The following is a 13,808-nucleotide window of genomic DNA, read 5'->3' on the forward strand; positions in this document are numbered from 1 at the left end:
ATAAAAATTTGCTCCATATTGACCTTTTTATTTAATTTTAAATCTTAAAATAATCAAGATAGAACCAAATGAAAATCCAGAAAGAAATTATTGACTTCGAAAAAGGAAAGTCATTCAAGCTTTTTTCTCCTTCCTTGAAAGACTGCTTTTTCTGGCATTATCATCCTGAAATAGAATTGGTTTATGTTGAAGCCATAAATGGAATCCGCCATATAGGAAAAGATATTTCCGGTTTTACTAATAGTGACCTTTTACTGATTGGCTCTAATGTTCCACATCTCAACTTCGATTACAAAATCCAAACAGAGTGCAGACAGATGGTTCTCCAGATGAGAGAAAATTTTTTACAGGATATTATTGATCCGGTTCCCGAATTTGACGATATCAGACATCTTCTGGAACGTTCCTATCTTGGACTATCTTTCTCCGGAGACACAAAGCGGATCGTCGTTGAAAAAATGCATAGCCTCATGACTACAGGAAATTTTGATTCCCTCATCGGATTAATTGAAATCCTACAGATCCTTGCCAACTCAAATGAAGTAAAAGAGCTGAATAATGAAGATACCCGGATCAAATGGTTTCTTAACGATAAAATAAGAATGGGAACAATTTACGATTACATTCATGAAAACTATGATAAAAAAACGAATGTCAATCACATTGCAGCAACAGTAAACCTGAGTACTGCGGCTTTCTGCCGGTATTTTAAAAAGCAAACCAATATGACATTTACTGATTTTGTAAACAACTACAGGATCAATCAGGCAAAGATATTTTTGTTAAAAGATTCGTCCGTAACGGAAGTTTGTTTTCAGGTAGGTTTTGAAAGTCTGTCGTATTTTAATAAGCTATTCAAACAGCATGTAGGTGAAACACCATCAGAGTTCAGGAAAAAGCATTTGGCTAAAATTGAGGGGTGATGAAGGCTAAATAGCTAAATTGAGTTTTACTGGTTTATATATCAACTGCCCTTTTCTAATAAAAAAAAATCGCTCCGTGTTGGAGCGATTTATATTTTTAGTGAATATGTTTTTCTGCGTGATAAGAACTTCTTACAAGTGGTGAACTTTCAACATGTCTGAAACCTAAGCTTCTTGCAAAATCACCGAATTCATCAAATTCTTCCGGTGTAATGAATTTTTTTACAGGAAGATGTTTTTTAGTAGGCTGAAGATACTGCCCCAAGGTAATCACATCCACGTTGGCATTTCTGATGTCCTCAATCGTCTGGAAAACTTCATCTCTTGTTTCTCCCAAACCAAGCATAACACCCGTTTTGGTTCTTCTCTGTCCTGCTTCTTTCAGGTATCTTAATACTTCAAGGCTTCTTTCATATTTAGCCTGAATTCTCACTTCCCTTGTTAAACGTTTTACTGTTTCCATGTTATGAGAAATCACTTCCGGAGCAACATCCACCAATCGATCAAGGTGCTTTGTTATTCCCTGGAAATCAGGAATCAATGTTTCCATGGTAGTTCCCGGAGAAATTCTTCGTACCGCATTTACAGTTTCCCCCCACAGAATGGATCCCATATCCTTCAGATCATCGCGGTCCACTGAAGTAAGTACTGCGTGCTTAATTTTCATTAATTTGATTGAACGTGCTACCTTCTCGGGTTCATCCCAGTTTACATCCATAGGTTTTCCGGTTTTTACACCACAAAATCCACAGCTCCGCGTACAGATATTACCCAGGATCATGAAAGTTGCAGTTCCCTCACCCCAACATTCCCCCATATTCGGGCAGCTCCCGCTCTGGCAAATTGTATTTAATTTATATTTATCAACCAAGGTTCTCAGTTCTCTGTAATTCTTTCCGGTAGGCAGTTTTACACGAATCCACTTTGGTTTTTGAACGGTAGTGTCTTGAACTAAATTTTCCATTTCTAAAATTGAACTTCAAAGTTAAGGAATTTTTAATGGAAACCATCTAATGCAGAAATTGATGGAACACATAATTAAAAATATAATTGTAATTTAGATCACCAAATTTTTTCCATGAAAACAACCTTCTTCCTTTTATCTCTACTTTTTAGTATCATTTGTTCTGCCCAAAAAGAATTTCAACCGGTGGGATCTGAGATTATAGAAACCGTAGATGGCGATCTTGACGGCGATAAAATCCCAGAAAAAGTAATTATCTACAATACAAAAGATACAACGGATATGGGAAATATCCGTGAAATCCAGATTCTAAAAAAAACAAATGGTAAGTGGGGCATCTTAGAAAAATCAAGAAAAGCCATCCTCGAAAGCAATCATGGAGGAATGATGGGAGATCCTTATCAGAGTATGGCCATTAAAAAAGGAATTTTAGAAATTACTCAGGCTGGTGGAAGCAGCTGGAAATGGGGATACACGGATAAATACCGTTTTCAGAACGGACATTTCGAACTGATTGGTCATTCCCTTAGCTACGGAAGACCGGGAGACTATTGGGCGGATATTGATTATAACCTTTCCACCGGACAGTTGGTATATTCTAAAGAAGTAGAAGGTAAAGATAACCCAGACAACGGAAAATCTGAAAAAGAAACCGTCATAAAAAAAGACTGGAAGATTAATTTACAAAACAGAAATTCAGAAGAAAGAACCTTTAAGTTTCCAAAAACAAAAGCTGAGTTTCATTTGTAGTCATATCTTTTGAAACTTCTGAGATATTTTAATGCTTAAGGCTTATCAATCCTCATCAAACTCATTGTTTTTGAGAAGCTCAGCCAGGACTTTTTTAGCACGCATTACCCTTACTTTGGTATTTGCAACAGAAATTCCCAACTCTTCAGCTATTTCTTTTATGCTTTTCTCTTCAAAAAATCTAAGTTTTATGATATCCTGATAATTGGCATCTAAGGATTCAATTGTTTTAATGATTTTCTTTTGCTCTTCGTCAGAAATCATCAGTTCTTCCGGAGATTTGGCAAACTGGTTCTTCACTTCATCCAGGTTTTCTGTCGGATCCTGATTTTCACGGCTTCTCTTTCGCCAAAAATCAATAACCGTATTCTGAGCAATTGTCAGTATCCATGTTTTAAACTGAAAATGAGGATCGTACATATCCAGTTTAGATAAAACCTTTGAAAAAACATTGACCGTAATTTCATCTGTATCATTTTCGTCACGGACTTTTTTCATCACAAAAGAAAAGACATCCACCCAAAAAATATTAATAAGTTTTGTCTGGGCCTTCTGGTCTTTTTCTTTAGCTTTCTGAATAAGTGAAAATAACTGTTCGTCGTTCATTAGTAACAAATATAATTTATTTTCAGGGAAATGACAATAAGGCTGAATGGCAAAATCGCAAAATCCAGGATTCGTAAAAAAGTTACTCGGACAGTTTTTACATGATAAAATGATTATGCCGTGATCGAGAAATCATGAAGGGTAAATTGAACCAATACAGTATGGGATTCTTGTCTTTCAGTTTTTTGGCTTTTCACTTTTTAGCCCTCACACTTTACCATCCGTACTTCTGAATTTACTATCTTTGCACAGTTAAATTTTAAAGAAAAATTATAATATGAATTCCTTTATTGAAGAATTAAAATGGCGTGGTCTTTTTGCTGATATGATGCCAGGAACCGATGAACAACTGAATAAAGAGGTAACTACTGCGTATATCGGTTTTGATCCAACTGCTGATTCTTTGCATATTGGAAGTCTTATTCAAATTAAAATTTTAGCTCATTTTCAACAGCATGGCCACAAGCCTATTGCATTAGTAGGAGGTGCTACCGGGATGATCGGGGATCCTTCAGGAAAGTCTGCAGAGAGAAATCTTCTGGATGAGGAAACACTTTTACATTATGTCGACTGTTTGAAAAATCAGCTTTCTCAGTTTCTGAATTTTGATGGAGATGGAGCCAATAAGGCTGAGTTGGTAAACAATTACGACTGGATGAAAAACATCTCGTTTTTAGACTTTGCCAAAAATGTGGGAAAAAACATCACTGTAAACTATATGATGGCTAAAGATTCCGTAAAGAAGAGATTCTCAGGGGAAGCCGGAGCTGAAGGGATGAGTTTTACTGAATTTACTTATCAGCTGATTCAGGGGTATGATTTCCTGCACTTGTACCAGAATAATAATGTAAAGTTACAAATGGGAGGTTCTGATCAGTGGGGAAATATCACTACAGGGACAGAACTAATCCGTAGAAAGGCACAAGGAGAAGCTTTTGCATTAACGGTTCCTTTGATCACGAAAGCAGATGGCTCCAAATTCGGAAAATCCGAGAGTGGTGAAAATTACTGGTTAGATAAAAAGAAAACATCACCGTATAAATTCTACCAATTCTGGCTGAATGCAACCGATGCTGATGCCGAAAGATTTATTAAATTTTATACATTTCTGGGTAAAGAAGAAATTGAAGCATTAATAGAAGAGCACAAAACAGCTCCACATGAAAGAAAACTTCAAAAGAAATTAGCAGAAGAAGTAACCGTATGGGTTCATGGAAGAGAAGAATATGAAAAGGCTTTAAAGGCTTCAGAAATTCTTTTCGGCCGCTCCACTGCTGAAGATTTAGTAAGTCTGGATGAGGAAATTTTCCTTGAAGTTTTTGACGGAGTTCCACAAAAAGAAGTAGCAAAAGCAGATGTATTGGGAATCAACATTATTGATCTTCTTTCAGAAAAATCAGGGTTTTTAAAATCAAAAAGTGAGGCCCAAAGAGAGATCAAAGGAAATTCGATTTCCGTAAACAAGCAAAAAATAAATGATACTTTTACAGCAAACGAAAGTGACCTGATCGATGGTAAATTTTTATTGCTTCAGAAAGGTAAAAAGAGTTATTTTATTGTAAAAGTAGTATAATTCAAAATCATATATAAATATATAAAAAGACTATCTTTCTCAAGATAGTCTTTTTTAACTTTACATTATGTATATGCGTGTTTTATTAAAAACCCTCTGCAATAATCATATAAGTATAAGTATTGCCTCCGCCCGAGATATAAAATGTAACGCGATAATACTTATTCACAGAAGCATCTACAATGTGAATGATATTTAATTCACTATTGGCAATCGAATCCGTATTAGATTTGTCTAAGAATTGGCCTGTTGAAAAATTTGTATTAGTGTAAGTAATTGATTTATTATCATATTCAAAACCACCACCTGCATATTGTTGATTGATTCCTAAAAATAATATCTTGTCATTGCCTGGGTTATCTGTTAGAGCCAAATAAGGTTTACAACCTCCTACATTGTCTCCATTTCTACTTCTAAAATAAAATTTAAATTGATCAATTTCTACTGCCCCATCTGTTAAAGCAGCTGTACAAGGTGCCGTTTTCGTAAAAATTATTTTTTTCACTTCACTGCCGCTTATATTGGTTTGGGGTTGAAAGTAAGACCAAACCGGAGCTCCAGGTGTATTTGAATTATAATAAAATCCAGCTCTTTTTAGGTCCCCTGCACCTGTATTGTACACCAATAGACCTGTTGCAGGATTTAAAATGGTAGTAGCGTCTGTTGTTGATTTAAGAGCTACCCTATTTACTAAAAAACCTTTATTATCACTCGCTAATGTAAGATCAGCAGACGGATCTGGTGTAATAGTAGCCACACCTACATTTCCTCCGGAAGTTATTACAAAATCATTAGCTTGCTGAGTAACAGTAGGAACACCAGTCTTTTCGTTATCTTTCCCACCATCAACATGGAGAATTGCTTGAGGATTGGAAGTGTTAATCCCTACTTGAGCAATTGTGATATTAAATATACAAAAGATTCCTACTAAAAATAGTTTTTTTTTCATCTTGTTTTATTTTTGAATTAATTTTATACGTTTTTAATGGGATTATATTTTATTGATTATCTGACCAATATAACAAATTCTTTTTTTTTCTGCCAAAATTAGAATATGATTATGCTCAGTAATCGTAATACTTAGAAAGAAATTTTTATTCTATCAAAGGTTAAATTTAAATATGGTTTTGCTCTTTAATTTTATATTCTTTCACCGCAATAAAAAGTTTGATACCCATATTTCTTCAACAATAAAGAGCTCAATGTTGTAGTTTACTTATAATATTTTTTTATCCAAATCAAATATTCTGTAATAAAAAATACTAATTCCCAACATGCACGTAGTGTTTAACAGAGCTACAAAAAATATTATCTGAAAATAAGAAAACCGCCTAAAAATAAGCGGTTTGTTCTTTATTTGTAAATTTGATTTTTATAATTCCAAGAAGCTGTGAAAAACAGCAGCACTTAAAACACCTTTACCAACAACGGTATCACTCTTTGCCACTTCTCCATCAATCCAAATGCTTACAATAAGTTTAGAATCATCGTCAGGCATCGTTGCATTAGCTGAAAGATTTAACTGGGCCTGGCTAGAGTTAACAAAAAATTCTCCGCTTGACCAAGGAAGGGTAATGGGAGTCAATGTAGTATTATACATATTATTTACCGTAGTTCCAACCTGAGTAACGATGGTTTTTGAAATAACACCTGTACTCCCCTTTACTTCAAATTGTACGATATGATCTTTAAAGTCTTCATCGTCGTCATCTTTTTTACAAGAATTTAATATAGAAATTACCGAAAATAATACGATGAATAAAAAAGAAAGTCTTAATAAACTTTTTGATTTGTAAAATTGCTTCATTTCTCCAAATAGATTTTTTAATGTTTCAAATATAGGTTTTTTATCAATATAAAAATAACTTTTATGAAAAATTTCCAATAAAGATTTCCAAACAATATCAAATCAATAAAAATAATATTTATGTCTGATTTTAAGCATTATTCATATTTTATAGTTAAAATTAAAGCCGTGATTATTCAAAACATAAAAATTTAGCAATTTGATTTATTACTTATCTTTGTAGTATGAATTTAGATTATATTGTAAGAGAACCAGAAAATATTACTTCTTCTACTCCAATACTTTTTATGCTTCATGGTTATGGAAGCAATGAACAGGATCTTTTTAGTTTCAGGGAAACCCTCCCCGGCGACTGGATCATCGTTAGTTTCAGGGCTCCAAAGAATACTCAATTCGAAGGATATTCATGGTATGACATTGATTTTAATAATCCAGAAAACTTTATAGATGTCCATCAGGCAAAAGAATCTCTGAACAGTGTTCTGGAGAATATTTTAAAAATAATTAATCAATACGGAATTACTGAAAGCAGGGCCCATTTATGCGGCTTCAGTCAGGGTGGAATTTTATGCTATGCCCTGGCATTACAATATCCTGATTTATTTAATTATGTGGCGTGTTTGAGCAGCTATCCTGAAGAGAAAATCTTAGGTGATATCGTTAGAGATAAAAAGAAATTGGAAAAGCTTAGATTTTTTATCTCTCATGGAACCGATGACGCTGTAATTCCATTAGAATGGGGACGAAAGGCTGCAGATCTGCTGTATGAATTGAGTTGTTATTTTACTTTCAGAGAATACATGAGTGGACATGGAGTAAATCAAAAAAATTATATTGACCTTATGGATTTCTTTTCGAAATAATTTACGGATAATAAAACATATCAGACAAAACATTAAAAATTACATAAACATTCTCAAAATAGAGAATGTTTTTTATTTTACATAGCGATAAATTGCTTATATTCAGTAAATGAAATATCGATGTTTTATCTGGCTTTTATTGATTAGCATTTTTATCAATGCTCAGAACTCTTTTGAGATTAAAGATGCTAAAAAGACGGTAGTTCCATTTAAGCTGATTAATAATCTGATTTTCATTCCGGTCAATATTAATGGAGCGGATCTAACCTTTTTGTTAGATACAGGAGTTGCTGAAACATCAATTTTTAGCCTCGAAAACAAAGAAGTAAAACTAACAACACTTGAAAAGATCAAATTTTCAGGTTTGGGTGGGAACGCAAGTATAGATGGATTTCGTTCTGATAATAATACAGGTTCAATAGGAAAAAATTTCATCAATAAATCTCTGAGCCTTTTTATTATCGTTAATCAGGAATTTAATATTTCTTCTCATGTAGGAATCCCTGTTAATGGCATTATAGGATATCATTTTTTTAAAGATCATGCTGTTTCTATAGATTACGTTTCCAAAAAGATTACCATCTACAACGATATTGAACTGCTTAGGAAAAAAACCAAAAGATTTGAGGAGTTCCCCATTTCTATTGAAAAAAATAAACCGTATATTGAAGCAGAGGTTGAAATGACCAATGAAAAGAAGACATCCAAACTCCTTATAGACTTAGGAAACAGCGATCCTATATGGCTATTTCCTACTCTTATAAAGAATTTTGTGTACAACCGTCCCAATATTGATGATTTTTTAGGCAGAGGATTTAACGGAGATGTATACGGAAAAAGAAGCCGTATTCATAACTTTTACCTGGGGGATTTTAAATTTGAAAAACCTCTTACCGCGATGCCGGATGAGTTTTCTATTCAGCATGTAAATCTTGTTGAAAACAGAAGGGGTTCAGTGGGAGGAGAAATTCTCCGCCGATTTACTATCATTTTTGATTATCCTAACCAGAAAATCTACTTAAAGAAAAATAAAAATTATGACGACCCCTTCCATTTTAATATGAGTGGTCTTGATTTTCAACAGGATGGATTATCCTGGGAAAAAGATTTTGTAGCCCTTGAAACCGGTGCAAAAAAGGCAAGTAATGAAATCGAAGTGATTAATAATAACTTACAGTACAAATTTGTACTAAAGCCTTTATTTTCTATTGCAGGTGTACGTAAAGATTCTCCTGCAGATAGAGCAGGACTAAAAAAAGACGATCGGATTATTACAATCAATGGTAGAAAAACCCTTGATATGACTTTGGAATACATTATGGAACTGATGAAATCTGAAGAAGGAAAGACCATTACTATGCTTATAAAAAGGAAAGACCAGGAACTTACACTGAGCTTTACTCTGGAAGACCCAATCCCCTATCAGGAATAATATGAAAACAGAAGAAACCACATTAGATAAGATACGCACACGACCGAGGTTTAAAATGTTTACCCATCTCAGTAAGGAAGAATATGCTGAAAACCTTAACAAATATCTCAAGGAACACAAAGGAGAATTTTCCGGCAATGTCAATAAGGAGGTAGCTACCATCTGTGTGAAAACACCTTATGATAATTACTGGAAACCCAGACTTTCTCTTCGCGTGGAGGCAGAAGATGATGATATTGTGATCCGTGGGGTATTTGGGCCAAGCTCGGCTGTGTGGACCTTCTTTATGTTTCTCTATTTCTCTTTTTCAATTTTATGGATGACCTTTTTCACCATGTACTATGTAGAAAAACAAATCAAAAGCAATGAATTTCCTTGGGCACTCAATGCCTCGTTTATCATGTTGCTTTGTATTGCCGCAACATATGCTGCGGCCAGATTCGGACAAAGTAAAGCTAAAGATGAAATGCAGAAGCTCAGAAAATTTGCAGAAGAATCTACTTTACAATTTGAAAAGAAGTCTTAAGGTGCAAGCACTTGTGGCTTCACTGCAGGTTCCTGAATCTCAACAGCCTTCGCTGCCTTGATAGAATCTGCCACTTTTTCCCTGTTCTCCTGCTCTTTTATTATTTTTTCAATATGGGGTTCTATGAGCTTATTCATTTCTTCTACAGAAATATTATTCGCATTAGGATCATCCAACAGATTTCTCCACGGTTTCCTGTGCCCCCATTTGTAATCACCAAAAACCATTACTGCAGTTCCTTTTGCTTTAGTGGTGGCCCCTCCCGGATTCAGGATCCAGGTATCTGCATAAGAATATAACCATTGGGCATCATTTTTCAATAGCCGCAAGCAAGAATGCGAGGCCGGATAGCCGGGTAGGTCATATTGATGCCATCCGATTCCTCCTGTGTTAAAAATATTGAAATTATAAGGTAATTTCCATTCACTACTAACCGTCGAAATGGAAAGCTTCTTTTTCCAGTTGGCAAAAGTTAATCCTCTTGTGGTCTGTGCGGTTTTTTTTCCCATACTGGTTGGTCCCCACTTTACAAGACTCCCGTTGGAATACACTCCATACGCCTGAATCGGATATGAAAAAATAACAAATTTCTTTACATTACTTAATACATCCAATTGCATTGGAAAAGGTGAATAAGCCATCAATGTGGTATCTATTTTGGCAGGAACTACCAATGTATCAGAATTCCATTTATTTTTAGAATCCAATCTGTTCAGTGCTAAAATAGCATACCGTTCTCTTTCATTATATTTTTTGCTGAATGCAGCATATACAGAATCTCTAAGCTTTTTATCTTTTGGAAGTACAAAAGCATTATAAAAGCCGGTTTCCTGCATTGCCGGAGGTACAGATTCCTTTTTAACCACTGAATCTTTTTGTATTGAATCAGTTTTTTCCTTTGGACTTTCTGCTGTAGTTGTATCGGTTCCTAAAGTATCATTTATTTTTTCAATTTCCTTTTTACATGATACTAAAAATAAAACCAGTATAAGACTGTATAAAAAAGATTTTTTCACAATTACGTTCATAAATTTAAAAGGTCGATTAGTTTTGCTACTCAGTACAAATATCAGACCTAAAACGGAATAATCATAATGATGGTTAAAAATATCGTAAAAATACGGTTAAGAACGATTAAAGTATCAGTATAAAAGCTGACTGACACTATCATCATCTATGAAAAATCAATTTGTTTTCATTAATAAAAACAAACCCGCCAGGTTTGAGAAATGAATTCAACATAAAAACAGATATAAAACAAATACATTACTGTGATATTGCTACCACAAAACTTATTTTTACTAATATTGCATTATTAAATATTTAACAAAAGACACAAAACCTATGATTAAAAAACTAATTATTCCGTTTCTAGCCTTGCTATGTACAATATCCTGTAGCAGAGATAATGAATTCAGCAATGGATCATCAGATTACAACCACACGCGTCCTGTTGGCGCGTCAGCCAACGACCTATTAAGCAATAACCGGTATAATTCATTATTGATCGAAATTCAGTATATGCCGGGATATGCCCCGAATTCGCAAGCTGTTGATCATTTGAAAAACTTCCTATCCACTTTTCTCCGCAAAGATGGTGGTATAACCGTTATTCAAAGAGAAATTCCGGGAACGTCCTCCTCCACTTTATCTGCGGATGATATAAGGCAAATTGAGAATACAAACCGAACTGTATTTACCAACGGATCAACTCTTGCAGTAAACATTCTATATACCAACGGGAAATATAGCGGCAATTCTAATACGTTAGGAATTGCATACCGCAATACCTCGATTGCTTTATTCGGAAAAACGATTCAGGAAAATTCCGGAGGATTTGGGCAGACTAGTAGAACAAAACTTGAAGCTACAGTGCTTGAGCATGAACTGGGACATTTGGTGGGATTAGTAAATATAGGATCACCGATGCAGACAGATCACAAAGATCCTTCCAATGGAAACCATTGTAATAATCAAAATTGTCTGATGTACTACGCTTCTGAAACCACAGATATTTTAGGCTTTATTATAAATGGAAATGTTCCTCAATTGGATAATAATTGTAAAGCTGACCTTAAGGCAAATGGTGGAAAGTAACTAACAAAAGGATAACATTATATAAATACATTGTATAGTATAAGAATATACCATACAATGTATTTTATTTCTTTAATAATTAAGCTAATATCCTTATAACTCCATTATAGATCTTAAATTAAATGATAAGAATGCATTTCAGCTAAAATACTATACTTTAATGATTCAATTCTTACACAGATTTTTTTCTTGTTATCTATTTTTATTATTTCACAGTCATAATTTTCAAAAGGCCCTGAAGTGATTCTCCTCTTCTCACCAACTTTAATATCTAATGAATTTCTAAGTTCAACATCCGAGAATTCATTAAGAAATACTCTTATTCTATCTATTTCTTCATCAAGAACACGAACCAGTCGGTTTCCAAACTTTATAAATATGACCACACCTTCAATCGCGAGAGCTCGTAAGTAATCTTTTATTGTTTCTAAATAAATAAAAACGTAAGAACTAAAAAGCGGTTTTTCAACCTTCTTTTTTCGATCACTCCATTGAGAGATTGTTTTATTGAGAGGTAAATACACTTTGAAATTTTGCTCAGTTAGGATTTGAGCAGTTTTTTTTTCGTAACGTGATTTGGTATAAATAACATACCATCCTTTCATGAAATTCATTTCTATATAATTATAATCATTTTACACCTTCTCCTTTCAAGTCACACCTGTTAACTTAAATTTTTCTTGAAAACTATAAGGGACATGAAATAACAGAAAAAGACATTTGCAATACTTCTACTTTTTCTTACCATGAAAAATAAAACGTTAGTCAGTACGGTCACAATTCCTCTATCTGTAGAGCAAAGATGCATTAGCTTTACACAGATAACAACTAAAGCATATCTAGATTTATAAATCTGGGGTAAGTTATTATAAGAAATTTATACGTACTGATAATGCGATAGAGATTTAATTATATGATTATCAATGATTTATAAACAAAAGCTAATCATATAATCAGGAAGGAGTTTAAAATATATATTTTGCTTTTTAAAGCATGAAGTTTAAAAGAAACCGCTACTTATCTCCTGATTTATTTCAATATTTTTTGTTTTTCGCACCGTATAAAATAGGTTTCATTTACATGATTCTTTATAAACGGAATTGAATGATAAAAAAACTTTACATACATAAAGTAAGGCTAAAATTTATGCTAATACTATCCTTTAAAAAGAAAAGTAAAAAATGCTCATGTATATTTGATATTACTTCGAGTAAGGATAAATTAAAAAGTAATTATACTTAGATAGCATGATCAATCTATCACAAAAGATGAAATTTCTGATTATTGACAGGGAAGTAGTTTATGTGTTGTAGAACTCCATTATAAGCTCACATTCTTTCTTTATGCCAACCACAAATATCTATATAGTAAATCAAAAGTAAAAAGGAAATCTTTCCGATGATTATATTCACATTAAAACAAAAAATGCTGTAAATAATATTTACAGCATTTTATATTGCGATCCGGACGGGACTCGAACCCGCGACCTCCGCCGTGACAGGGCGGCATTCTAACCAGCTGAACTACCGGATCAGTAGTCCTGAGTTTTTCAATCAAATTTGATATGCGATCCGGACGGGACTCGAACCCGCGACCTCCGCCGTGACAGGGCGGCATTCTAACCAGCTGAACTACCGGATCAGTAGTTCTATAATTTCAAATAAATTTGATTGCGATCCGGACGGGACTCGAACCCGCGACCTCCGCCGTGACAGGGCGGCATTCTAACCAACTGAACTACCGGATCAAATTTTGTTAAAGAACTTGTTTCTTTTTTGTGATTGCAAAATTACACCTTTTTTAATTACCTGCAAATTATTTGTTAAAAAAATGCCTCCCAAAAGCGGAAGGCATTCATTATCAAAGTTATTTTTTTTATAAGTGTGCGCTTAATTTTTCTGCGATCACTTCTTTTGGTGTTACTCCAACTAATTTATCAACAACTTCACCATTCTTAAAAATAAGAACTGTAGGGATATTTCTGATGCCGTACTGCATAGAGATTTCCTGGTTGTTGTCTACATCTACTTTTCCTACTACAGCTTTTCCTTCAAAATCTGTTGCTACTTCTTCAATAATTGGTCCCAGTGTTCTACAAGGTCCACACCATACCGCCCAAAAGTCTACCAATACTGGTTTATCAGATTTCAAAACCGTTTCCTGAAATGAGCTATCCGTAATTTCTAAAGCCATTTTTTTTATTTTATTTAAATTAATATTCTATTGTTTTTTTAATCCTTAATTGGATCATCAAAATTACTACTTTT

General features: G+C 34.0%; 14 protein-coding genes and 3 tRNA genes. 7 read left to right on the forward strand and 10 right to left on the reverse strand.

The genetic code is table 11. The annotated features are described in order from the left end of the window. Positions 1–68 precede the first annotated feature (68 nt). On the forward strand, positions 69–923 hold the full coding sequence (locus tag AAEU33_RS20780) for an AraC family transcriptional regulator (RefSeq protein ID WP_273650933.1): 855 nt from the start codon (positions 69–71) through the stop codon (positions 921–923). Positions 924–1,020: 97 nt separating this feature from the next. On the opposite strand, the gene lipA is transcribed toward AAEU33_RS20780, so the two are convergent. Beyond that, on the reverse strand, positions 1,021–1,887 hold the full coding sequence (lipA, locus tag AAEU33_RS20785; RefSeq protein ID WP_172276733.1) for a lipoyl synthase: 867 nt from the start codon (positions 1,885–1,887) through the stop codon (positions 1,021–1,023). Between the two features lie 114 nt (positions 1,888–2,001). Here lipA and AAEU33_RS20790 point away from each other — a divergent pair, with 114 nt between their 5' ends. Further along, positions 2,002–2,637, forward strand: a complete 636-nt coding sequence (locus AAEU33_RS20790; protein WP_345990100.1) for a hypothetical protein — start codon at positions 2,002–2,004, stop codon at positions 2,635–2,637. 45 nt (positions 2,638–2,682) lie between these two features. Here AAEU33_RS20790 and AAEU33_RS20795 read toward each other — a convergent pair whose 3' ends face one another. Further along, the gene (locus AAEU33_RS20795; protein ID WP_172276728.1) at positions 2,683–3,243 is read right to left on the reverse strand and encodes a sigma-70 family RNA polymerase sigma factor; all 561 of its coding nucleotides are present in this window, start codon (positions 3,241–3,243) and stop codon (positions 2,683–2,685) included. 277 nt (positions 3,244–3,520) lie between these two features. Between AAEU33_RS20795 and tyrS the strand changes: the two genes are divergently transcribed. Beyond that, positions 3,521–4,816, forward strand: a complete 1,296-nt coding sequence (gene tyrS / locus AAEU33_RS20800) for a tyrosine--tRNA ligase (RefSeq protein ID WP_273650930.1) — start codon at positions 3,521–3,523, stop codon at positions 4,814–4,816. Positions 4,817–4,901: 85 nt separating this feature from the next. Here tyrS and AAEU33_RS20805 read toward each other — a convergent pair whose 3' ends face one another. Continuing rightward, positions 4,902–5,765: a hypothetical protein gene (locus AAEU33_RS20805; RefSeq protein WP_345990101.1), complete on the reverse strand. Its 864-nt coding sequence runs from the start codon at positions 5,763–5,765 to the stop codon at positions 4,902–4,904. Between the two features lie 423 nt (positions 5,766–6,188). Continuing rightward, positions 6,189–6,623 carry a hypothetical protein gene (locus AAEU33_RS20810; RefSeq protein ID WP_172276723.1) on the reverse strand — a complete coding sequence of 145 codons (435 nt, stop codon included), beginning with the start codon at positions 6,621–6,623 and terminating at the stop codon, positions 6,189–6,191. 224 nt (positions 6,624–6,847) lie between these two features. On the opposite strand from AAEU33_RS20810, the gene AAEU33_RS20815 reads away from it, so the two are divergent. The 3 genes from AAEU33_RS20815 (at position 6,848) to AAEU33_RS20825 (ending at position 9,444) form a co-directional block, all read left to right on the forward strand. Beyond that, a complete protein-coding gene (locus AAEU33_RS20815; protein WP_345990103.1) occupies positions 6,848–7,486 on the forward strand; it encodes an alpha/beta hydrolase-fold protein in 639 nt (212 codons plus the stop codon). A gap of 109 nt (positions 7,487–7,595) precedes the next feature. Beyond that, positions 7,596–8,918, forward strand: coding sequence for a PDZ domain-containing protein (locus AAEU33_RS20820; protein ID WP_345990104.1), 1,323 nt, complete (start codon positions 7,596–7,598; stop codon positions 8,916–8,918). A 1-nt stretch (position 8,919) separates the two neighbouring features. Continuing rightward, complete coding sequence (locus AAEU33_RS20825; protein ID WP_345990105.1) at positions 8,920–9,444, forward strand: hypothetical protein; 525 nt, start codon at positions 8,920–8,922, stop codon at positions 9,442–9,444. Here AAEU33_RS20825 and AAEU33_RS20830 read toward each other — a convergent pair. Next, entirely contained in the window at positions 9,441–10,460 is a 1,020-nt protein-coding gene (locus AAEU33_RS20830) for a L,D-transpeptidase (RefSeq protein ID WP_345990107.1), read from the reverse strand. The genes AAEU33_RS20825 and AAEU33_RS20830 overlap by 4 nt on opposite strands. A gap of 328 nt (positions 10,461–10,788) precedes the next feature. On the opposite strand from AAEU33_RS20830, the gene AAEU33_RS20835 reads away from it, so the two are divergent. Then, on the forward strand, positions 10,789–11,541 hold the full coding sequence (locus tag AAEU33_RS20835; RefSeq protein ID WP_345990109.1) for a hypothetical protein: 753 nt from the start codon (positions 10,789–10,791) through the stop codon (positions 11,539–11,541). A 113-nt stretch (positions 11,542–11,654) separates the two neighbouring features. Here AAEU33_RS20835 and AAEU33_RS20840 read toward each other — a convergent pair whose 3' ends face one another. The 5 genes from AAEU33_RS20840 to trxA form a co-directional block, all read right to left on the reverse strand. Further along, positions 11,655–12,146 carry a UpxY family transcription antiterminator gene (locus tag AAEU33_RS20840; RefSeq protein ID WP_345990110.1) on the reverse strand — a complete coding sequence of 164 codons (492 nt, stop codon included), beginning with the start codon at positions 12,144–12,146 and terminating at the stop codon, positions 11,655–11,657. Positions 12,147–13,000: 854 nt separating this feature from the next. After that, positions 13,001–13,074: transfer RNA gene (locus AAEU33_RS20845), tRNA-Asp, on the reverse strand. A gap of 34 nt (positions 13,075–13,108) precedes the next feature. Continuing rightward, a tRNA-Asp gene (locus AAEU33_RS20850) sits at positions 13,109–13,182 on the reverse strand. Positions 13,183–13,214: 32 nt separating this feature from the next. Next, positions 13,215–13,288 (reverse strand) — tRNA-Asp (locus AAEU33_RS20855). A gap of 128 nt (positions 13,289–13,416) precedes the next feature. Then, complete coding sequence (trxA, locus tag AAEU33_RS20860) at positions 13,417–13,734, reverse strand: thioredoxin (RefSeq protein WP_034682284.1); 318 nt, start codon at positions 13,732–13,734, stop codon at positions 13,417–13,419. Positions 13,735–13,808: the final 74 nt, after the last annotated feature.

This window comes from Chryseobacterium sp. Chry.R1 (assembly GCF_039645525.1).
Lineage (GTDB): Bacteria > Bacteroidota > Bacteroidia > Flavobacteriales > Weeksellaceae > Chryseobacterium > Chryseobacterium proteolyticum.

Coding starts and splice junctions, on each gene's coding strand:
- AAEU33_RS20780 (WP_273650933.1), top strand. CDS start 69: ATGAAAATCCAGAAAGAAATTATTGACTTCGAAAAAGGAAAGTCATTC.
- lipA (WP_172276733.1), bottom strand. CDS start 1,887: ATGGAAAATTTAGTTCAAGACACTACCGTTCAAAAACCAAAGTGGATT.
- AAEU33_RS20790 (WP_345990100.1), top strand. CDS start 2,002: ATGAAAACAACCTTCTTCCTTTTATCTCTACTTTTTAGTATCATTTGT.
- AAEU33_RS20795 (WP_172276728.1), bottom strand. CDS start 3,243: ATGAACGACGAACAGTTATTTTCACTTATTCAGAAAGCTAAAGAAAAA.
- tyrS (WP_273650930.1), top strand. CDS start 3,521: ATGAATTCCTTTATTGAAGAATTAAAATGGCGTGGTCTTTTTGCTGAT.
- AAEU33_RS20805 (WP_345990101.1), bottom strand. CDS start 5,765: ATGAAAAAAAAACTATTTTTAGTAGGAATCTTTTGTATATTTAATATC.
- AAEU33_RS20810 (WP_172276723.1), bottom strand. CDS start 6,623: ATGAAGCAATTTTACAAATCAAAAAGTTTATTAAGACTTTCTTTTTTA.
- AAEU33_RS20815 (WP_345990103.1), top strand. CDS start 6,848: ATGAATTTAGATTATATTGTAAGAGAACCAGAAAATATTACTTCTTCT.
- AAEU33_RS20820 (WP_345990104.1), top strand. CDS start 7,596: ATGAAATATCGATGTTTTATCTGGCTTTTATTGATTAGCATTTTTATC.
- AAEU33_RS20825 (WP_345990105.1), top strand. CDS start 8,920: ATGAAAACAGAAGAAACCACATTAGATAAGATACGCACACGACCGAGG.
- AAEU33_RS20835 (WP_345990109.1), top strand. CDS start 10,789: ATGATTAAAAAACTAATTATTCCGTTTCTAGCCTTGCTATGTACAATA.
- AAEU33_RS20840 (WP_345990110.1), bottom strand. CDS start 12,146: ATGAAAGGATGGTATGTTATTTATACCAAATCACGTTACGAAAAAAAA.
- trxA (WP_034682284.1), bottom strand. CDS start 13,734: ATGGCTTTAGAAATTACGGATAGCTCATTTCAGGAAACGGTTTTGAAA.